The organism is Bradyrhizobium sp. 187, from assembly GCF_023101005.1.
GTDB lineage: Bacteria > Pseudomonadota > Alphaproteobacteria > Rhizobiales > Xanthobacteraceae > Bradyrhizobium > Bradyrhizobium canariense_D.
The window spans coordinates 7,432,902-7,453,380 of sequence record NZ_CP064693.1 but is presented as its reverse complement, the minus strand read 5'-3'; the positions used below and the strand labels follow the sequence as shown (position 1 = coordinate 7,453,380).

Below are 20,479 nucleotides of genomic sequence, written 5' to 3'. Positions count from 1 at the left end.
TTGTTTTTGTTTTGAGGTCACCCGGACCTCAGGTCGGCGCTAGCGATTCCCGCCGAACAGCCGGTCCATCAGCCAGCCATCGAGTCCTGCGGCTGCCTCCGGTCGCGCATTGGCGCGCGTGGGGGGTGGGCGATAGCCGCCGTTGCTGGCCGGTGCGGGTCCGGGCGCTGCCGCTGTTGGCGGCGACACCTGCGACGTCGCCTGCGCCAGGTTCGACAGGCCCCAGCCACCTGGAGAGCTCGGCAAGGCTGCTACCGGCACGCCCTCGTGCGCTGTGCGCATGAAGCGCGACCAGACTTCGACCGGCAAGCCGCCGCCGGTGGCCTTCTTGGTCGGCGAGTTGTCGTCATTGCCGAGCCACACGCCGGTGACGAGGTTGGCGGTGTAGCCGATGAACCAGGCGTCGCGGTAGTCCTGGCTGGTGCCGGTCTTGCCGGCCGCTGGCCAGCCCGGGATCTCCGCCTTCTTGGCGGTGCCGCTGATCAGCGTTTCCCGCATCATCGCGTTCATCATGCCGACATAGCGCGGGTCGACCACCTGGTTGTGCTCGTCCGCCTGGCGCATGTAGAGCAGCTTGCCACTGAGCGTCCTGATCCGCGTGACGACATGCGGCGTCGCCGTGAAGCCGCCATTGGCGAAGGGTGCATAGGCGCCGACCAGCTCGACCATCGAGACTTCGGAGGTGCCGAGCGCGATCGAGGCGTTGGGCTCGAGTTTCGAGGAGATGCCGAGCCGGTGCGCGGTGCGCACCACGTTCTTCGGCCCGACCTCGAGGCCGAGGCGAATGGCGACCGTGTTGAGCGACATCGCGAGCGCCTGGGTCAGCGTCACCGCGCCGAAATATTCGTGGGTGTAGTTCTCAGGCCTCCAGCCCTTGACCTCGATCGGCGCGTCCTGGCGGACCGTGTCGGGCGTCAGCCCCTGCTCGAGCGCGGTCAGGTACACGAACGGCTTGAACGAGGAGCCCGGCTGGCGCCTGGCGGTGACCGCGCGGTTGTACTGGCTCTCGGAATAGTTCCGCCCGCCCACCATGGCGCGAACCGCGCCGTCGGGCGTCATCGCCACCAGTGCGCCCTGGCTGACATTGAATTTCACGCTCTTGGCCGCGAGCTCGTCGATGATGGCGGCTTCCGCCACGCTCTGGAGCTTCGGATCGATCGTGGTCTCGACCTTGATGCTCTCGTCGATCTGGCCGACCAGATCGTCCAGCACCTCGCCGATCCAGTCGGCGACGTAATTGACCGTGCCGGCGCCGACCGGCTTCACATTGTAGGAGGGTTGGCCGATCGAGGCCTGCGCCTGCGCTTCGGTGATGAATTTGGCATCCGCCATCGCCGTGAGCACGATTTTCGCGCGCGCTTCTGCGCCCTCGGGGTTGCGGTTAGGCGCGAGCCGCGAGGGCGATTTGACGAGACCGGCCAGCATCGCCGCTTCCGCGACGGTGACGTTCTTGGCCGATTTGCCGAAATAGCGCTGCGCGGCGGCCTCGACGCCGTAGGCGCCGGAGCCGAAATAGACGCGGTTGAGATAGAGCTCCAAGATCTCGTTCTTGGAATGCTTGCGCTCCAGCCAGATCGCGAGCTCCGCTTCCTGCAGCTTGCGCGCCATGGTGCGCTCCTGGGTCAGGAACAGGTTTTTCGCCAATTGCTGCGTCAGCGTCGAGCCGCCCTGCGACACGCCGCGATGGAGCACGTTGGTGACGAGCGCGCGGAGGATGCCCACGGGATCGATGCCGAAATGCGAATAGAAGCGGCGATCCTCGATGGCGATGAACGCCTTGGGCAGATATTGCGGCAGATCCTTCAGCGAGACGTTGGCGCCGGCCATCTCGCCGCGTTGCGCCAGCATGCTGCCGTCCATGCCGACGATCTGGATCGTCGGCGGCCGCTTGGGGATTTCCAGCGACTGGATCGGCGGCAGATGAGCGCCGACATAGATCACGACGCCGATCACGGCGATGGCGCCCCATAGGCCCAGCACCGCGCCCCAATAGACCAGGCGACCAAGGCTCGCGCCGATGCGTGACTTCGATCGCCGCTTGGGGCTGCCGCGGCCGGCTGGCGCCTTCCGCTCGCGCGGCGGCTCGTCGCCGGCATCCTCGCTCTTGCGCTTGGCAGATGACTTCGTTGATTTCTTCGGCTTCTCATCGCCGCCAGGAATGCGGTCGGCCGCGGTCAGGCGCAGATCGGCGAGTGCCGCAGGCAAGCCGAACAACGGCTCCTTCCGCCCACCCTTTTTCTTTCCCAACCCCATACGCAAACGCCCGGTCAGCCCGCCCCGCCGCACGCTAGCGGTCGCTGTTTAAGGCCCGGTTACCCAGAGCTTAACGCGCGATTAGGAGGTGCGGCATTCGCTGGCCGCAGTTCCGCTGGGAGGTCGGCAGAGCTAGGATCGCCGGCATAAAAGAAAAGGAAACTCAGATGGGCCACATCGATCCAACCAAGGAGATTTTCGCGCAGTTCCGGGACAACGACCGTCCCGGCCCGATCCACATGCTCAACCTGGTGCGCTTACGCAAGGAGGCAGCCTATCCAGATGGCCGCAAGGCGAGCGGCGCGGAAGCCTATGCGGCCTATGGCCGCGAGAGCGGCCCGGTGTTCGAACGCCTCGGCGGCCGCATCGTCTGGCAAGGCAAATTCGAGTTGATGCTGATCGGCCCCGAGACTGAGCGCTGGGACCATTGCTTCATCGCCGAATACCCAAGCGTCGCCGCGTTCGTCGAGATGATCCGCGATCCCGTCTATCGCGAAGCGGTTAAGCACAGGCAGGCCGCCGTGGAGGATTCACGGCTCATTCGGCACGCGGTGCTGCCGGTGGGCAAGAACTTTGGCGAGGTGCCGGCCTGAGCGGCGTCGGCGGAACTCCCTCCTCAAGGTGGATGGCCGGGCTTGACTCGGCCATCCACGCCTCACCTGCTTGCTCCGAGAAAACTAACCCGCCGGACCCGCATCTTCCAGGAGCGGGCCGAACAGCTCCCAGCGTTCGCCGTTGAACTTCATCATCTGAAGCTGCTTGTTGACGCGGTAGTCGGTCGCCGAGGTGTTGGCCTTGATGCCGGGCAGGGCGATATCGCTGGTCACGTCCTTCAGCGAAGCCGCCTGCTTCATGACGTTTTCGCGCGTCAGGTTGTCGCCGCACTGCTGCAGCACGTGGGCCAAAAGCTGGGCGGTACCGTAGCCGTAGGTATTGAAGTTCGAATCCTTGTCGCCGTCCGGATAGTACTTCGCCATGAAGTCGAAATACTTCTTCAGGCCGGCATCGTCCTTCCAGGTCGGATCGAGCGGATCCTTGCCGTAATTGACGCTGATCACGCCCTTGGCGGCGTCGAGACCGGCAGGCTTCATCACCGCGCCGACCGAGGTGGCGTTGATGTCGACGATCTGCACCGGCTTCCAGCCGATCTCGCCGATCTTCTTGATCGCCTGCGCCGCTTGCTTCGGCGTGCTGGCGCTGAAGAACAGATCGGCGCCGGCATCCTTGATCTTGAGGATCTGCGAATCGACGGTCGGGTCCGAGACTTCGTAGGAGGACTCGTTGACGATCATCTTGGCGGCCTTGTCGCCGAGCCCGGCCTTGATGCCGTTCAGATAGTCCTTGCCGAGATCATCGTTCTGATAGAGCACGCCGACTTTGGCGTTTGGATATTCCTTCAGGATGTACTGGCCGTAGATGCGGCCCTCGACGAAATAGTTAGGGTTGTAGCCCATCGTCCACGGAAAGTTCTTCGGGTCCGTGAACTTCGAGGCGCCGGTGGCCGCGAACAGCTGCGGCACTTTCTTGGAGTTGAGATATTTTTGCACGGCCGCATTCGATGGCGTGCCGATGATCTGGAAGGTCAAGAGCACCTCGTCGCTCTCGACCAGCTTGCGCACCTGCTCCACTGCTTTTGGCGGCGAGTAAGCGTCGTCATACTGGATCAGATTGATCTTGCGGCCGTTGATGCCGCCCTGGTCGTTGATCATTTTGAAATAGGCGGCCTGGGTCTTGCCGATCGACGCGTAGGCCGATGCCGGTCCCGAGAACGGCACGGTCTGGCCGACTTTGATCTCGGTATCGCTGGCCCCCGGATCATATTTCTTCTGGGCATTGGCCGCCGAGACCGATAGCGCCAGGGTCAGCGCCGTTGCCGTGGCCAGATGCAGCATTCCATTCCTCATTCGCATTTCCTCAATGTTTGTTGCCGGTGATCAATCAGGTGCGCCTGTGCGCACCTGATGTCACCGCTGACGGCGATAGTGGATGAGGCGTTGTTGCAACGCAAGTTTGGGCGTGCGCCCGCAGTTCGTAGCATGCGCGGCTGCGCAGCAGGTTTGTAAGGTGGGCAGCGCCGGCGGATGCGCGAAGTGCAGTCCGCCGGGCGTAACCCGCCCTATGAGATATCCGAGAGGCTAACCCGCTGGACCCGCATCCTCCATGATCGGGCCGAACAGCTCCCAGCGTTCGCCGTTGAACTTCATCATCTGCATCTGCTTGTTGACGCGGTAGTCGTTCGGCCCGGTGTTGATCTTGATGCCGGGTAGCGCGAAGCTCGGGGTGAAGTCCTTGATGTTAGCGACCTGCTTCATCACGTTCTCACGCGACAGGTCGTCGCCGCACTGTTTCAGCACCTGCGTCAGCAATTCGGCGACTGAATAAGCATAGGTGTTGACGGTATTGAGCTTGTCCCCTTCGGGGAAATACTTGTCCATGAAGGCAAAGAACGCTTTCACGCCCGGATCGTCCTTCCACTGCGGATCGCCGGGCTCCTTGCCGTATTGGGTGGAGATGATGCCCTTGGAGATGTCGAGACCGGCCGGCTTCAACGTCGCCGAGATCGGGCTCGCGTTGATGTCGAGAATGTGCACCGGCGTCCAGCCGAGCTCGGCGACCTTCTTGATCGCCTGCGCCGCGAATTTGGGTGTCGAGGCATCATAGAAAAGATCGGCGCCCAACGACTTCAGTTTGACCACCTGCGAGTCCACCGTCGGATCGGTGACCTCGTAGGACACCTCGCCGACGATCATGCTGGCGGCCTTGTCGCCGAGACCGCTCTTGAGGCCGGCGAGATAGTCGCGGCCCATGTCGTCGTTCTGGTAGAGCACGCCGATCTTGGCGTTCGGATGCTCCTTGAGGATGTACTTGGCGTAGATGCGTCCCTCGGACACGTAGTTGGGATTATAGGCGATGGTCCAGGGATAGTTCTGCGGATCGTTGAAGCGCGCGGCGCCGGTCGAGGCCAGCAGTTGCGGGATCTTCTTGCCGTTGAGATATTTTTGCACGGCAGCGTTCGCGGCCGTGCCGATGATCTGGAAGGTGAACAGCACCTCGTCGCCTTCGACGAGCTTGCGCACCTGCTCGACCGTCTTCGGCGGCGAATAGGCGTCGTCATACTGGATCAGATTGATCTTGCGGCCGTTGATGCCGCCCTGATCGTTGATCATCTTGAAGTAGGCGGCCTGGGTCTTGCCGATATTGGCGTAGACGGAATAGGGCCCGGAGAACGGCACGGTCTGGCCGATCTTGATCTCGGTGTCGCTCGCGCCGGTGTCGTATTTCTTCTGGGCGAGAGCTTGGTTGGCGGAGAACGCGAAGGCGAGCGCCGCCGTGGCGGTGATGAAGGCTCTGCGATTGCTCATGTGGGCTTGTTCCTCCTGACGGAATTTCCGACCGACGGTCTTGTCCCGTTGATTGCCAACGGTCGCCATCGCTGTCGGAGATTGTGGAGGAACGGCAGGCGCCGCGCAAGGATCGCGGTGCCGCGCTATGGCATCTCAGGTCAGGAACAAGGCCAACAGCGCGAGCGCCGCCGGCAGCGCCTGCACGATCAGGATCCGCGTGCTGACGGTCGCCGCGCCATAAGCGCCGGCCACGATCACGCAGAGCAGGAAGAACGCCTTGATCTGGAACGCGAAGGCCGGATTGCCGTGCACCAGCCCCCAGACCAGGCCGGCGGCCAGGAAACCGTTATAGAGTCCCTGGTTCGCGGCCAGCACCTTGGTGATCGCTGCCTTCTCCGGCGTGTTGCGGAAAACCTTCAAGCCCTGCGGCTTGTCCCAGAGCAACATCTCCAGGATCAGGAAGTAAGCGTGCAGTGCGGCGACCAGCGCCACCAGGATATTCGCGATCCAGATCAAGTTGAGCTCCCCCAGCGTCAGCTTTCGGGTGGACGCTAGCACGGCTGGCGTGGCAAGTGCGATGGCGTGTTTCGATGCAATGGTGCCGCAATGCCCGCGCGACCGACCAAACCGCCTGTAAGCTTCGGCCTCGATCGGCTGGCGACGCCGATCGGGATCGCGCTGCTGATCACCGACGCTGAGGGCGCCTTGCGCGCGCTCGACTGGGAGGATTACGAGCACCGCATGCGCGAGCTCTTGCGCCTGCATTACGGTCTGGTGGACCTGAGTGACCAGCCCGCGCCCGCGGCCATGCGGACTGCGCTGTCGGACTATTTCGACGGCGATCTCGGCCAGCTCTCAGACATCGCCTGGCGCATCGCCGGCACGCCGTTCCAGCAGAAGGTCTGGAATGCATTGGCGCAAATCCCTGCCGGCACCACAATGAGTTACGGCGCGCTCGCCGCAAGGATCGACACGCCCAAAGCCATTCGCGCCGTCGGCCATGCCAACGGCTCCAATCCGATCAGCGTGGTGCTGCCGTGCCACCGCCTGATCGGCGCCGATGGTTCTCTGGTGAAGTATGGCGGCGGCCTCGAGCGCAAGCGCTGGCTGCTGCGGCATGAAGGCGTGGCGGTCTAAGCGCCTGTTTGACAACGGTTGAGCGATTGGCGGCGGCCGGCGATGGGCCGTCGAGCGAGCCTTCGGCCGCTCTCCCCCGCCGTGACCGAATCCATCAGACGTTCGACGTCATTACTTTCTGCGCGATCTTCCAGGTCCCGTTCACCTTCAAGCACGACAACAGGTCTGTGAAGTAACGCGGCGGGATGCGCAATTTCACCTTCAAAAGCGCGAGCTCTCCTTCAACATCCGTCGACAGGATCTGATCGTCTCGCTCGAAGCCCTGTTGCTTTGGAGCTTTCATGTCGCGGACCGCTGCCAGCCAGGTCGCAATCGGCGTCACGCCCACGTTGCCGTCCTCGGCGACCTTCGTCACGGAACTCAAGGGGTGAAATATGGATGCAAATTTCTCGGCATCCATTTCATAGGCAGCATCGAAATAGGTTTGCGCAAGGGAGTGCAAGGCGGGAACGTCCGTATTCATTGTCATCCTCAAAGCCGTTACACCGGGCATTCATGCGGCCCGGCCCGGCCAGCCGTGCCGAGCGTCAGCCTGGCGCCCGTGCAGAAAAGCACCGTAGGTCGTCGAATTGCGGGTGGGAGCCTACGGCATAGTTGTTTATGAAGCCAGCCGACTTGCGCGGCATGGGCTTATGATCGATATTCATAGACGATGACAAACGAATTGAACGAGCTCGCGACGTTCGCAATCGTGGCCAGTGAACGAAGCTTTACGCGCGCTGCGATAAAGCTGGGTGTGTCTCAGTCTGCCTTGAGTCACACAATCCGGAGGCTTGAGCAACGGCTTGAGCTGCAGCTGCTCGCTCGAACAACCAAGAGCGTTGCGCCAACCGCTGCGGGGGCAGCTCTTTTGGAAGACTTGTCTCCGGCGCTTGAGCAAATTCGTCACGCCCTCGACAAGGCCCGAAGTGTTCGGCAGCGACCCGAAGGTCGTCTCCGAATCGTAATGTCACGATCAGCTGCCGTGATGGTGTTGTTGCCGCGGTTGAGAGCTTTCGCTGAGTCCTACCCGGACATCGTTCTGGACGTTGTTACCGTCACTGGCCCCGTGGACCTTGTTGCAGGCGAGTTCGATGCCGGTATCCAGCTTGGCGAGTACATTCAAAAGGATATGATCGCGGTTCGCCTCACGCCCGAACTGCGATTGGCGGTAGTGGGCTCGCCAAGCTATTTCGCTTCACGAAGCATCCCCAAGAAACCAAAGGATCTGAACGATCATCGGTGCGTTACGCTGCGTCTTGCGGGTGGACCATATCGGTGGGAGTTTCAGCAGGGACGAAAGTCGGTCACGATCAACGTGAACGGCCCACTCATCATTGACGATACCCACCTGGTGATCCAGGCGGCGCTCGCCGGGGTTGGTGTGGGACTCGCTTATGAAGAGCAGGTCGCCGAATATGTTGCGAAGCGCCGCCTTGTCCGGGTGCTGGAGGATTGGACTCCGCCAATTCCGGGCTTCTTCATGTATTATCCCAGTCGTCGGCATCAACCGGCGACGCTGTCTGCGCTGGTGAACGCGCTGCGATTCTCCGAACAAAAGTCGGCGCGATGATTCAGCGGGGAATGACGAGAGAAGTCAGGCCGCTGGCTGAACCGCCTTGTCGCCGGCCATCACGTGGGTCAGCGCGCTCTTGATCGCGGCCTGACGTGTCGGCGCGCTGATCTGTGCGCCCAGGAGATCGGTGACGTAGAACACGTCGCGCGCGCGCTCGCCGAAGGTCGCGACATGGGCCGAGGCGATGTTGAGGTTGAGCTTCGAGATCGCGGTGGTCAGCTCGTAGAGCAGCCCGGGGCGGTCGAGGCCGGACATTTCGATCACTGTGTAGCGGTCGGACCATTGGTTGTTGATGGTCACTTCCGGCTCGATCACGAACGGCCGCGCCTTGCCGCGCACGGTGCGCCGGGCCACCACTTCGGGCAGACGCAGCTTGCCTTCCAGCACGTCCTCGATCATCTCGCCGATGCGTGTGGCGCGCCGTCCCTCGTCCTCGTCGCGGTCGTATTCCCTGGAAATCGAGATGGTGTCGAGCGCGCGACCGTCGGTCGTGGTGTAGATCTGGGCATCGACGATGTTGGCACCGGCCGAGGCACAGGCGCCTGCGATGATCGACAGCAGCCAGGGATGGTCGGCGGCGAAGATGGTCAGCTCGGTGACGCCACGCACCTCGTCGAAGCCGACATTGATCGCGAGCTTGTGGCCCGCCTGCTCGCTGGCACGGACGAAGCGCGCGTGGCGGATCTTGCGCGGCAGCTCGACCTTGAGCCAATAGGCCGGATAGTGCCGGGCGATATAGGCGTCGAGCTCTTCCGCCGGCCATTCCGCGAAGGCGTTACGGAATTCGGCATACGCGGCCGTGAGCCGCTTGCCGCGGTCTACCTCCGAGAAGCCACCCGTCAGCACCGGTTCGGTCTCGTAGTACAGCGAGCGCAAGAGCTGCGCCTTCCAGCCGTTCCACACGCCTGGGCCGACGCCGCGGATGTCGGCGGTGGTCAGGATCGTCAAGAGCTTCATCTGCTCGACCGACTGCACCACGGCGGCGAAATTCTCGATGGTCTTGCGGTCGGAGAGATCGCGCGACTGTGCGACCGTGGACATCGTCAGATGCTCCTCGATCAGCCAGGCCACGAGCTCGGTGTCGGCCGGACTGAAGCCGAGCCGCGGGCAGAGCCGTCGCGCCACCTTGGCGCCGGCGATCGAGTGATCCTCGGGCCGGCCCTTGGCGACGTCGTGCAGCAGCGTCGCAATGTAGATCACGGAGCGATGCTCCGGCCGGATCTTGCGCATCAGGTCGCTCGCCACCGCGAATTCCTCGATGCCGCCGCGTTCGATGTCCTGGAGGAACCCGACGCAGCGGATCAAATGCTCGTCGACGGTGTAGTGATGATACATGTTGAACTGCATCATCGAGACGATCTTGCCGAAGGCACGGATGAAATGGCCGAGCACGCCGGTCTCGTTCATCCGCCGCAGCACGATTTCCGCGTTGTCGGATGTCAGGATCTCCATCAACAGCCGGTTGGCTTCGGGATTCTCGCGCATCTGCGCGTTGATCAGGCCGAGCGAACGCGTCACGTCGCGCATCGCGTCCGGGTGGAAGGCGAGATTGTTCTTCTGCGCCAGGCGGAAGATGCGGATCAAATTGACCGGATCATGCTTGAACACGTCGGGCGCGGCGACGTTGATGCGGTTGTTGTCGACGATGAAGTCGTCGCTGTCGGGCACTCGCCGCTTCACCGCGGTGGGGCGCAGCCGCGCCATCATCCGGCTCAGCACCGGCGCGGGCTTGGCCTGCTGGTCCTCGAGCTTGGCGCAGAGGATGGCGGTGAGGTTGCCGACTTCCTTGGCGACCAGGAAGTAGTGCTTCATGAAGCGTTCGACGTCCTGCATGCCGGGATGCGAGGTGTAGCCGAGCCGGACCGCGATCTCGCGCTGGAGGTCGAAGGAGAGGCGCTCTTCAGGGCGACCGGAGTAAAAGTGAAGATTGCAGCGCACCGACCAGAGGAAGTCGGCGCAGCGGCGGAAGGTGCGGTATTCCTGCGCGTCGAACACGCCGCGGTCGACCAGTTCGTCGGTGTCGCTCACGCGGTAGACGTACTTCGCGATCCAGAACAGCGTGTGCAGGTCGCGGAGCGCACCCTTGCCGTCCTTGACGTTGGGTTCGACCAGATAACGCGATTGGCCGCCGCGGCGATGCCGCTCCTCACGCTCGGCGAGTTTCGCGGTGACGAACTCGGACGCGGTGCCTTGCACGACCTCCTTGTCGAAGCGGGCAACCAGCTCGTCATAGAGCGGCCGGTCTCCGGTAAGGAAGCGCGTCTCCAGGATCGCGGTGCGGATGGTCATGTCGCCGCGCGCCTGCCGGATCGACTCGTCGACCGAGCGCGTGGCGTGACCGACCTTCAGCCCCATGTCCCAGAGGCAATAGAGAATGGCCTCGGCGACCTGCTCGCCCCAGGCGGTCTGCTTGTAGGGCAGGATGAAGAGCAGATCGATGTCGGACTCGGGGGCCATCAGGCCGCGGCCATAGCCGCCGGTCGCCACCACTGCCATGCGCTCGGCACCGCTCGGAATCGGCGAGCGGTAGAGATGGCGGGTCGCGGCCGAATACAGGATGCGGATGATCTCGTCCTGCACGTGGCACAGTCGCTCGGCGCAGCGCCGGCCATGACGGTCCTTCAGCAGGATCGTCTGTGCCGCAGCGCGCGAGGCAATCAGCTCGGCCTTGAGCAGTTGCGCCATGGCCGTGCGGAACGCGTCCTCGCGTCCCTGGTGCTTCTCGGCAAGCGCATCGACCGCGGCGGTGATCCGCGCGGTGTCGAAGCGATCGTCCACCTCGGCCTTGTGTTCAGTCGCGACGCTGTCCATGTCTCACCGGATATAAGAGGCGGCCGGCGCTGTCACCCGCCATTCTCTCGCAATAGTCGTTCCATGCTGGAAAGGTGCGGCTTTGGGCAAAGCTGTTCTCAGCCGGCGCGCTTTCGAGGGATGGATTTTCTCGTTGATTTCTAGATCTAACTCATTGAAAAACAATGAAGTTTTGAGGAGGTCGGGCATGACCAGGATTACACGACGCATACTGTTGGCGGGAGCGGTCGCTCTTGCCATGTCCCCCGCGGCGCGGGCGGCGGATCCGCTCAAGGAAATCCGTATCGACTGGGCGACCTATAATCCGGTGTCGATGGTCCTGAAGCAGAAGGGACTCCTGGAAAAGGAGTTCGCCAAGGACGGCATCACCGTCACCTGGGTGCAGTCGGCCGGCTCCAACAAGGCGCTCGAATTCCTCAATGCGGGCTCGATCGACTTCGGCTCGACCGCGGGCTCGGCGGCGCTGGTCGCGCGTATCAACGGCAACCCGATCAAGTCGATCTACGTCTATTCGCGTCCCGAATGGACGGCGTTGGTGACATCAAAGGATTCCAAGATTGCTAATGTCGCCGATCTCAAGGGCAAGCGGGTCGCGGTGACGCGCGGCACCGATCCGCACATCTTCCTGGTGCGCGCATTGCTTGGCGCAGGTCTCACCGAAAAGGACATCACGCCGGTGCTGCTCCAGCACGCCGACGGCAAGACCGCGCTGATCCGCGGCGACGTCGATGCGTGGGCCGGGCTCGATCCGATGATGGCGCAGGCCGAGGTCGAGGACGGCGCGAAACTGTTCTATCGCAAGGCCGACGCCAACACTTGGGGCATCCTCAATGTGCGCGAGCAGTTTTTGAAAGACTATCCGGACGCCGCCCGCCGCGTGCTCGCGGTGTACGAAGAGGCGCGCAAATATTCGCTCGCGAATTACGACGAGCTCAAGAAGACCTTCATCGCCGTGACCAAGCTGCCGGAGCCTGTCGTCGACAAGCAACTCAAGGAGCGCACCGAGCTGACCCACAGCCGCATCGGCGCGCCCCAGCGCGAATCGATCCTCGCCGCGGGCCTCGCCCTGCAACAGGCCGGCGTCGTCGACGCCAAGGTCGATGTGAAGGCGACGCTGGATGCGTTGATCGACGATCAGGTCCCGCTGCCGACGAATTAAAGGCAGGCGGGCGGCAAACTCGGTCGTCGTCCCGGGGCGCGAAGCGAGCCCGGGACCCATAACCACAGGAAGTGGTTTGGCGCCAAAGGGGCAACTCCGAGTCACCGTAGCCACGCCTTCCCGTGGTTAGGGGTCCCGGATCTGCGCTCCGCTTCGCTGCGCTTGTCCGGGACGACGCCGAGAATGCCGCGCGCCCTTGCAATCTCGCACAGGACGCGCTTCCTACCGGCCATGATCTCTGACGCGCCAGTCCTGCAACAGACTACGGAACCGGCCGAGAGCGCCGCGCCCTCGCGGCTGTCGCGCTATGCGGGGCCGACGCTGGGATTGCTGTTGCCACTGACCCTCGCGCTTGGCTGGGAACTCGTGGTCTGGTCCGGCTGGTCCAACGGCCGGCTGGTGCCGCCGCCCTCGCGCTTGTTCGCCACCGTCGTTGATCTTGCGCGCTCCGGCGAACTGTTCCGTCACATCGCCGCAACGCTGTGGCGTGTCGGCCTTGGCTTTGCGTTCGGCGTGGTCGCGGGGACCTTGCTCGGCGCCATATCCGGCTATTGGTCGCTGGCGCGGCGGCTGCTCGACCCGACCGTGCAGGCGCTGCGCGCGATCCCGTCGCTGGCCTGGGTGCCGCTGTTCATCCTCTGGCTCGGCATCTTCGAGACCTCGAAGATCGCGCTGATCGCAGTCGGCGTGTTCTTTCCGGTCTATCTCGGCGTGATGGGCGCGATCCTCATCGTCGATCGCAAGATCGTCGAGGTCGGTCGCACATTCCGTCTCTCCGGGCCTGCCATGATCCGCCGTATCCTGCTGCCCGCGGTGCTGCCGGCCTATGTCGTGTCCTTGCGCGTCGGTCTTGGTCTGGGCTGGATGTTCGTGGTGGCGGCCGAGCTGATCGGCGCGTCCGAAGGCCTCGGCTATCTCCTGCTCGACGGCCAGCAGCTCGGCAAGCCCGCGCAGATCCTCGCCGCCATCGTGATCTTCGCGATCCTCGGCAAGCTCACGGATTGGTTGATCGAGATCGCGGCTGCGCCCTTCCTGCGCTGGCAGGACGCCTTTGGGCGTACAACGGGAGCATAAGGCGATGCTGGCGCTCGACCGGGTCAGCAAGACCTATCCCAACGGCGTGCAGGCGCTGGCGCGCTTCTCCGCCGAGATCAGGCAAGGCGAGATCGTCGCCATCATTGGCGGCTCGGGCTGCGGCAAGTCCACGCTGCTGCGCGCCATCGCGGGCCTCGACCGCGCAAGCTCGGGCACGGTGACGCTGGACAACGAGGCGATCGCCGCGCCGCATGCCAAGATCGGCATCATCTTCCAGGAGCCGCGGCTGCTGCCCTGGCTCAGCGTCGCCGACAATATCGGCTTTGGTCTTGCCGATGGGCCCGCGACCGAGCGGCGTGAAAAGGTGGCGCGTGCGCTCGAGCGTGTCGGGCTCGCCGAGAAGGCGCAGGCCTGGCCGCGCGAGCTCTCGGGCGGGCAGGCACAGCGCGTCGCGATCGCCCGCGCGCTGGTGCCGCAGCCCGAGGTGCTCTTGCTCGACGAGCCGTTCTCGGCGCTCGACGCTTTCACCCGCAGGGACCTCCAGGATCATCTGCTCGATCTCTGGGCCGACACGCGGCCGACGCTCATCCTCGTCACCCATGACGTCGACGAGGCCGTGGTGCTGGCTGACCGCGTGCTGGTGATGCGGCCGCGGCCGGGCCGGCTGTTCGACCAGATCGAGATCAACCTGGGCAGGCCACGCGACCGCAATTCGCCGCTGTTCGAGAATTTCAAGCGAAGTGTGCTGACGTCACTCGATCGTTCGCTCGACCGCAGCGTGCCCGACCGTGACGCAACCCAGGGTCCCGGTCAGGCCATGTGGTGGTGACAATTTCGCTCCGAGCCGGTACATCGCAAGCCGGTACTTCGTAGAGACGATTTTCCCGGGAGAGACAAAATGGACGCCGCAGCACTGCGCCAGATGCAGGCCCCGATCAAGGAGCGCTACAAGACCGACCCCAAGACCGCGATGATCACGTTGAGGGCCAAGGGCTCGACCGACAGCGAGGGCATCGCCTGCAAGGTCGAGACCGGCCGCGCCATCGCAATGGCCGGCCTGCATCCCGCAACCGGCGGCTCCGGCCTCGAGCTCTGCTCGGGCGACATGCTACTCGAAGCGCTGGTCGCCTGCGCCGGCGTCACGCTGAAATCGGTCGCGACCGCGATCGAGGTACCCTTGAAGACCGGCAACGTCTACGCCGAGGGCGATCTCGATTTCCGCGGCACGCTCGGCGTCGACAAGGAGACGCCGGTCGGCTTCGCCGAGATACGTCTGCGCTTCGACGTCGATACTGATGCGCCGCAAGACAAGCTCGACCTGCTGCTCAAGCTCACCGAGCGCTACTGCGTGGTCTATCAGACCATCAAGAACGGCCCGAAGGTCTCGGTGTCGATGCAGCGGATGTAGCGAGCGAAGGCCGCTCGCCCAACAATTCGTGTCGTCTCGGCGAAGCCCGGGACGACAAAAGAAAAAAATGTCCCCCGAGCTCCACCTCATCCTCATCCTCGTTCTGCGCATGATGGTCGCGGCGGCGTTCGTCGTGACGGCGTCGATCATCACCGAGCGTTCAGGGCCGGTGATCGGCGCGCTGGTCGCGACCTTGCCGGTTTCGGCCGGACCATCCTACGTCTTCCTCGCGCTCGACCACGATGCCGCCTTCATCGCGCAGGGCGCGCTGTCGAGCTTGCCGGTCAATGCCGCGACGATCTTCATGTGTCTCACCTATGTGGTGCTGGCGCAGCGGCGCAGCCTTCTGGTGAGTTGCGGAAGCGCGGTCGCGGTCTGGATCGTGTTCGCCTCGATCATCAAGCAGTTCGACTGGCCGCTCACCGCCGGGCTCGCCGCCAATCTGATCGCGTTCGGCATCTGCATTCCGCTGCTCGCGGGCTATCGCCATGTAAAGATGCCGCTGGTGACGCGGCGCTGGTATGACGTGCCGATGCGGGCCGCGCTGGTCGCGACCCTCGTCGCAATCGTCGTCTCGACCTCGGGCTGGGTCGGTCCCCGGATCAGCGGCATCATCGCGCTGTATCCGGTGGTGTTTTCCAGCATCATGGTGATCCTGCATCCGCGAATCGGCGGTCCGCCGACCGCCGCGGTGCTGGCCAATTCGGCTTGGGGGCTGCTCGGATTCGGAATGGCGATCGCGGTGTTGCACGTGGCGGTGGCGTGGTTCGGCTCCGCCGTCGGTCTTGGGCTTGCACTCGCCACCTGCATTGTTTGGAATCTGACGCTGTGGGGGATCGGGCGGCGTACGCAGCACAAGGCGCGGCAAGCGCCGTGACACTACGGACATGCGGCGCGGCGTCGCCGGATACTTCCGTAGCAAAACTCGCCATGACCGATCGCGAGACGCTTTCCTTCAAACTCCTGAAGGACCAAGCATTCAAGTGACAGCGCCGACCGAGCAGCGTGTAAGGCCTACCGTCGTGCAGCTTTAGGCTGCTCTGTCGGCGATCGCTTTTCCCAGAATTCGTTAGCACTTTATTCGAATCTTATGGGTACTGAATCATCTTGCGTATCCGCCTTGGTCTTCGCAACGCGAGTTTTACCGGCGGAATTCGATTGGAATTCAGCGCGTGTGCCGCGCCGTCACGTCACCTGATCCCGTCTCGCAATTTAATGATTTTGGAGATTCAATGATGTTTGGCCGCAAGTCCCGCAACGACGCGGATGCTAAGCTCGCCGCCATCGGCCGCTCGCAGGCCATGATCGAGTTTGCCATGGACGGCACGATCCTGAGCGCCAACCAGAATTTCTTGAACGCCCTCGGCTATTCCCTCGACGAAATCAAGGGAAAGAAGCACGCCATGTTCATGCCGGCCGACCAGCGCGACGGCGCCGAGTACAAGGCGTTCTGGGCTGCATTGAACCGCGGCGAGTATCAGGCAAGCGAGTTCAAGCGGATCGCGAAGGGCGGCCGTGAGATCTGGATCGAAGCATCCTACAATCCGGTGCTCGACGGCAACGGCAAGACGGTGATGGTCGCCAAGATTGCGACCGAAATCACCGAGAAGAAGATCCGGAGCATGACGGAGTCTTCGAAGATCGCCGCTATCGGCCGCGCCCAGGCCGTGATCGAGTTCAAGCTCGACGGCACCATCGTCACGGCCAACGAGAATTTCTGCAACGCGCTTGGCTATTCGCTGACCGAGATCCAGGGCAAGCATCACAGCCTCTTCATGCCCCAGGCCGAGCGCGACGGCGCGGCCTATCGCGAGTTCTGGGCCAAGCTCAACCGCGGCGAATACCAGGCTGGCGAGTTCAAGCGCATCGGCAAGGGCGGCCGCGAGGTCTGGATTCTCGCCTCCTACAATCCGCTACTCGATGAGAACGGCAAGCCCTTCGGCGTCGCCAAGTTCGCGACCGACGTCACGGCGGAGAAGCTGAAGAATGCCGTCCTTGCGGGCCAGATCACGGCGATCGAGAAGGCGCAGGCGGTGATCGAGTTCAACATGGACGGCACGATCATCACCGCCAACGCCAATTTCCTCGGCGCCCTCGGCTATTCGCTGGCTGAGATCAAGGGCAAGCACCACAGCATGTTTGTCGAGCCCTCGGAGCGCGATGGCAATGGCTATCGCGAGTTCTGGGCGGCGCTCAACCGCGGCCAGTATCAGGCGGCCGAATACAAGCGCATCGGCAAGGGCGGCAGGGAGGTCTATATCCAGGCCTCCTACAATCCGATCATGGATCTCAACGGCAAGCCGTTCAAGGTCGTGAAATATGCGACCGACGTCACGAAACAGGTGCTGGTCCGCATGGGCAACGAGCGCGTCCGCGGCATGATGGAATCGGTCGCCGCCGGATCGGAAGAGCTGAACGCCTCGGTGCGGGAGATTTCCGAGGCCATGACCAAATCGCGCGAGACGGCGATGAGCGCGGTGGAGCAGGTCGCGTCCGCTGATGCCCAGGCCCAGCGCCTCACTGAAGCGGCGCTGGCGATGAGCGGGATCGTCGAGCTCATCAACAACATCACCGGGCAGATCAACCTCCTGGCACTCAACGCCACCATCGAATCCGCCCGCGCCGGTGAAGCCGGTCGGGGTTTTGCGGTGGTGGCCTCGGAGGTCAAGAGCCTCGCCAACCAAGCCAAGCAGGCCACTGACAAGATCGGCGCTGAGATCGGTAGCCTCAACGGCATCTCTGGAGACGTCGTCACCGCCCTGGCTTCGATCAAGACGGCCATCAGCAACGTCAGCGAATATGTGACGTCGACGGCCGCGGCAATCGAAGAGCAGAGCACGGTGACCAACGAGATGTCGACCAGCATGCAGCGCGCCGCAGCGGAAGTGGCGGCGATCGCGGCGAGGGCGTAGCGTTCAGAAGCATAGGGTGGGTTAGCGAAGCGTAACCCACCACTTCTCGCGCGCTGACAAAGGTGGTGGGTTACGCCTTCGGCTCACCCACCCTGCGGCACCGTCACTGCTTCGGCAGCTTGGCCTTCAACGCATACAGCGCATCGAGCGCTTCGCGTGGCGACATCTCGTCCGGATGCAGCGCCTTCACCGCGTCCATCAGCAGTTCGGCCTCGCTCGGCGGTGTGACTTCTGCGGCGGCGCGCGAGGGCACTGCGAACAGCGGCAGATCGTCAGCAAGCGCGCGCGCGGTCTGGCCGCGGTCCTGGGCTTCCAGCTTCGCCAGTACCGATTTGGCGCGCGTGATCACGGCCGGCGGCAGGCCCGCGAGCTTGGCGACCTGGATTCCGTAAGAGCGATCGGCCGAACCCGGCAACACCTCGTGCAGGAACACGACATTGCCCTGCCATTCCTTCACCCGCACGGTCGCGTTGAACATCCGCGGCAGCTTGGCGGAGAGCGCCGTCAGCTCGTGGTAATGCGTCGCGAACAGCGTGCGGCAGCGGTTGCTCTCGTGCAGGTGCTCGATTGCGGCCCAGGCGATCGAGAGGCCGTCGAAGGTCGCGGTGCCGCGGCCGATTTCATCAAGGATCACGAGCGCGCGCTCGCCGGCCTGGTTGAGGATGGCAGCGGTCTCGACCATCTCGACCATGAAGGTGGAACGGCCGCGGGCGAGATCGTCGGCGGCGCCGACACGCGAGAACAGGCGGTCGATGATGCCGATCCGCGCGCGTGTCGCCGGCACGAAACTTCCGATCTGGGCGAGCAACGCAATCAGCGCGTTCTGGCGCAGGAAGGTCGACTTACCCGCCATGTTCGGACCGGTCAGCAACCAGAGCTGGCCGGATTTTTGCGCAGGGCCCGGCGAGAGATCGCAGGCATTGGCGATGAACGGCTGGCCATTGCGCTTCAAGGCCTGCTCGACCACGGGATGGCGGCCCGCCTCGATCGCAAAGCCGAGAGACGAGTCCACCTCGGGCCGCACATAGTTCTGGTCGATCGCCAGCTTGGCAAGCGACGTCGCGACGTCGAGCAGCGCAAAGGCGTGAGCGGCGGCGCGCAGTTCCTCGCTGATGGCCAAAGCCTTGGCGCAGAGCCGCTCGAAAATCTCGAGCTCGAGCCCGAGTGCGCGGTCGCCGGCATTGGCGATCTTGGCTTCGATCTCCCCGAGCTCGGAGGTGGTGAAGCGGACCTGGCCGGCCAGCGTCTGGCGGTGGATGAAGGTTGCGTTTAGCGGCGCCGACATCAGCTTGTCGCCGTGCTGCGCGGTGACCTCGACGAAATAGCCGAGCACGTTGTTGTGCCGGATCTTGAGCCCCTTCACACCCGTGTTGTCGGCGTAGCGCGCCTGCATCGAGGCCACCACCAGGCGCGAGGCGTCGCGCAGATTTCGCGTTTCGTCCAGCGCAGGCTCATAGCCCTGGCGAACGAACCCGCCGTCGCGCTTGATCAGCGGCAGTTGATCGTCGAGCGCCCTGGCGAATTCCGCCGCGAGCTCGCGCGATGGCTTTTGCAGCGCCGCCATCACGACGGCGATCTCCTGCGGCGGCTGGTCGAGTTCGTCAAGCCGCGTCAGCACCTGGTCGGCGGCGATGATGCCATCGCGCAGGCCGGCGAGGTCACGCGGACCGCCGCGGCCGACGGATATACGGGCCAGCGCCCGCGACATGTCCGGGGCGCCGCGCAGGATGCTGCGGATGTCCTCGCGCGCGGCCGAGTCGGCAACGAAGCTGCCGACGGCATCGAGCCGCCGCGCAATCGCCGCCGCATCGGTCAGCGGCGCGGCAAGCCGCTGCGCCAGCAGGCGCGAGCCGGCCGAGGTCACCGTGCAGTCGATCGCGTCGAGCAGCGAGCCGCGGCGTTCGCCGGCGAGTGTCCGCGTCAGTTCGAGATTGGCGCGGGTGGCGGGATCGATCGCCATGGTCGCGCCCGAGGCTTCGCGCGCGGGCGGCGACAGCGGCGGATGTTTGCCGACCTGGGTGCGGTCAACATAGGTGACGGCGGCGGCGGCGGCAGTGGCTTCCAGCCGCGTGAGCTGGGACAGTCCGTCCATGGTCGCGACGGCAAAATAGTCGCACAGCCGCTTCTCGGCAGTGGCGCCGTCGAAGACGTCGCGGGTCAGCGGCGTCACCGCCGGCAGCTCGCGCAGGGTCTGTCCGAGCTCGCTGTCGTTATAGAGCGCGTCGGTGACGATCACCTCGTTCGGATTGATCCGCGCCAGCGTGGCGGCGAGTTCGCCGCCCGAACATTCCGTCACCGTGAATTCGGCGGTCGAGATGTCGATCCAGGCGAGGCCAAAGCGGTCACCGCCCGCCGATGAGCGCGCGCGCGCGAGCGCCAGCAGGTAATTGTTGGCGCGCGCGTCGAGCAGCGTGTCCTCGGTCAGCGTGCCCGGCGTGACCAGGCGCACCACGCCGCGGCGCACGACGCTCTTGTTGCCGCGTGCTTTCGCCGCCGCGGGATCCTCGGTCTGCTCGCACACCGCGACCCGGTGCCCGGCGGTGATCAGCCGGTGCAAATAGTCCTCGGAGCGCTCGACTGGCACGCCGCACATCGGGATATCGGCGCCTTGATGCTTGCCGCGCTTGGTCAGGACGATGCCGAGTGTCCTGGAGGCGATCTCGGCGTCCTCAAAGAACAGCTCGTAAAAGTCGCCCATCCGGTAGAACAGCAGAAGGCCCTGATGTGCCGCCTTGATTTCAAGGTACTGTTCCATCATCGGCGTGACGCGCGCGGCAGCTTCCGCCTGCGGCGCGGGCGTATCGTCGGGAGGCGGTGCAGGGATCGGTTGTTGCATTGTCATGGGCGGCGCAACCTACAAAATTT

At 64.0% G+C, this 20,479-nt stretch carries 16 protein-coding genes; 9 read left to right on the top strand and 7 right to left on the bottom strand.

Features of this window, described 5'->3' with window-relative positions:
* Positions 1–39: 39 nt before the first annotated feature.
* Positions 40–2,253, bottom strand: coding sequence for a transglycosylase domain-containing protein (locus IVB19_RS35800; protein WP_018455883.1), 2,214 nt, complete (start codon positions 2,251–2,253; stop codon positions 40–42).
* A 167-nt stretch (positions 2,254–2,420) separates the two neighbouring features.
* Between IVB19_RS35800 and IVB19_RS35795 the strand changes: the two genes are divergently transcribed.
* The gene (locus IVB19_RS35795) at positions 2,421–2,846 is read left to right on the top strand and encodes a DUF1330 domain-containing protein (protein ID WP_018455884.1); all 426 of its coding nucleotides are present in this window, start codon (positions 2,421–2,423) and stop codon (positions 2,844–2,846) included.
* An 84-nt stretch (positions 2,847–2,930) separates the two neighbouring features.
* Here the strand turns inward: IVB19_RS35795 and IVB19_RS35790 are convergent, their stop codons facing one another.
* From IVB19_RS35790 to IVB19_RS35780, 3 genes are all read right to left on the bottom strand, one after another.
* Complete coding sequence (locus tag IVB19_RS35790) at positions 2,931–4,157, bottom strand: ABC transporter substrate-binding protein (protein ID WP_085385519.1); 1,227 nt, start codon at positions 4,155–4,157, stop codon at positions 2,931–2,933.
* A gap of 231 nt (positions 4,158–4,388) precedes the next feature.
* Positions 4,389–5,615, bottom strand: coding sequence for an ABC transporter substrate-binding protein (locus IVB19_RS35785; RefSeq protein WP_026233046.1), 1,227 nt, complete (start codon positions 5,613–5,615; stop codon positions 4,389–4,391).
* A 135-nt stretch (positions 5,616–5,750) separates the two neighbouring features.
* Positions 5,751–6,113, bottom strand: a complete 363-nt coding sequence (locus IVB19_RS35780; RefSeq protein ID WP_231189569.1) for a DUF1304 domain-containing protein — start codon at positions 6,111–6,113, stop codon at positions 5,751–5,753.
* A 90-nt stretch (positions 6,114–6,203) separates the two neighbouring features.
* Here IVB19_RS35780 and IVB19_RS35775 point away from each other — a divergent pair, with 90 nt between their 5' ends.
* Positions 6,204–6,734, top strand: a complete 531-nt coding sequence (locus IVB19_RS35775) for a methylated-DNA--[protein]-cysteine S-methyltransferase (protein WP_018455889.1) — start codon at positions 6,204–6,206, stop codon at positions 6,732–6,734.
* A 94-nt stretch (positions 6,735–6,828) separates the two neighbouring features.
* Here the strand turns inward: IVB19_RS35775 and IVB19_RS35770 are convergent, their stop codons facing one another.
* The gene (locus tag IVB19_RS35770; RefSeq protein ID WP_247364288.1) at positions 6,829–7,227 is read right to left on the bottom strand and encodes a nuclear transport factor 2 family protein; all 399 of its coding nucleotides are present in this window, start codon (positions 7,225–7,227) and stop codon (positions 6,829–6,831) included.
* A gap of 159 nt (positions 7,228–7,386) precedes the next feature.
* Here IVB19_RS35770 and IVB19_RS35765 point away from each other — a divergent pair, with 159 nt between their 5' ends.
* Positions 7,387–8,286, top strand: a complete 900-nt coding sequence (locus IVB19_RS35765) for a LysR family transcriptional regulator (protein WP_018455891.1) — start codon at positions 7,387–7,389, stop codon at positions 8,284–8,286.
* Between the two features lie 24 nt (positions 8,287–8,310).
* Here the strand turns inward: IVB19_RS35765 and IVB19_RS35760 are convergent, their stop codons facing one another.
* Positions 8,311–11,100 (bottom strand): [protein-PII] uridylyltransferase, encoded by a 2,790-nt coding sequence (locus IVB19_RS35760; protein ID WP_085361945.1) that lies wholly within the window; start codon positions 11,098–11,100, stop codon positions 8,311–8,313.
* Positions 11,101–11,287: 187 nt separating this feature from the next.
* Here IVB19_RS35760 and IVB19_RS35755 point away from each other — a divergent pair, with 187 nt between their 5' ends.
* From IVB19_RS35755 to IVB19_RS35730, 6 genes are all read left to right on the top strand, one after another.
* The gene (locus IVB19_RS35755; RefSeq protein ID WP_247295914.1) at positions 11,288–12,259 is read left to right on the top strand and encodes an aliphatic sulfonate ABC transporter substrate-binding protein; all 972 of its coding nucleotides are present in this window, start codon (positions 11,288–11,290) and stop codon (positions 12,257–12,259) included.
* 231 nt (positions 12,260–12,490) lie between these two features.
* Positions 12,491–13,333 (top strand): ABC transporter permease, encoded by an 843-nt coding sequence (locus IVB19_RS35750; protein ID WP_247295993.1) that lies wholly within the window; start codon positions 12,491–12,493, stop codon positions 13,331–13,333.
* Positions 13,334–13,337: 4 nt separating this feature from the next.
* On the top strand, positions 13,338–14,123 hold the full coding sequence (locus IVB19_RS35745) for an ABC transporter ATP-binding protein (protein WP_018455896.1): 786 nt from the start codon (positions 13,338–13,340) through the stop codon (positions 14,121–14,123).
* A 69-nt stretch (positions 14,124–14,192) separates the two neighbouring features.
* Positions 14,193–14,702, top strand: coding sequence for an OsmC family protein (locus IVB19_RS35740; protein WP_018455897.1), 510 nt, complete (start codon positions 14,193–14,195; stop codon positions 14,700–14,702).
* Between the two features lie 67 nt (positions 14,703–14,769).
* Complete coding sequence (locus tag IVB19_RS35735; protein WP_018455898.1) at positions 14,770–15,579, top strand: hypothetical protein; 810 nt, start codon at positions 14,770–14,772, stop codon at positions 15,577–15,579.
* Between the two features lie 358 nt (positions 15,580–15,937).
* Complete coding sequence (locus tag IVB19_RS35730) at positions 15,938–17,614, top strand: methyl-accepting chemotaxis protein (RefSeq protein ID WP_204514044.1); 1,677 nt, start codon at positions 15,938–15,940, stop codon at positions 17,612–17,614.
* A gap of 103 nt (positions 17,615–17,717) precedes the next feature.
* Here the strand turns inward: IVB19_RS35730 and mutS are convergent, their stop codons facing one another.
* The gene (gene mutS / locus IVB19_RS35725) at positions 17,718–20,456 is read right to left on the bottom strand and encodes a DNA mismatch repair protein MutS (protein ID WP_026233049.1); all 2,739 of its coding nucleotides are present in this window, start codon (positions 20,454–20,456) and stop codon (positions 17,718–17,720) included.
* Positions 20,457–20,479 lie beyond the last annotated feature (23 nt).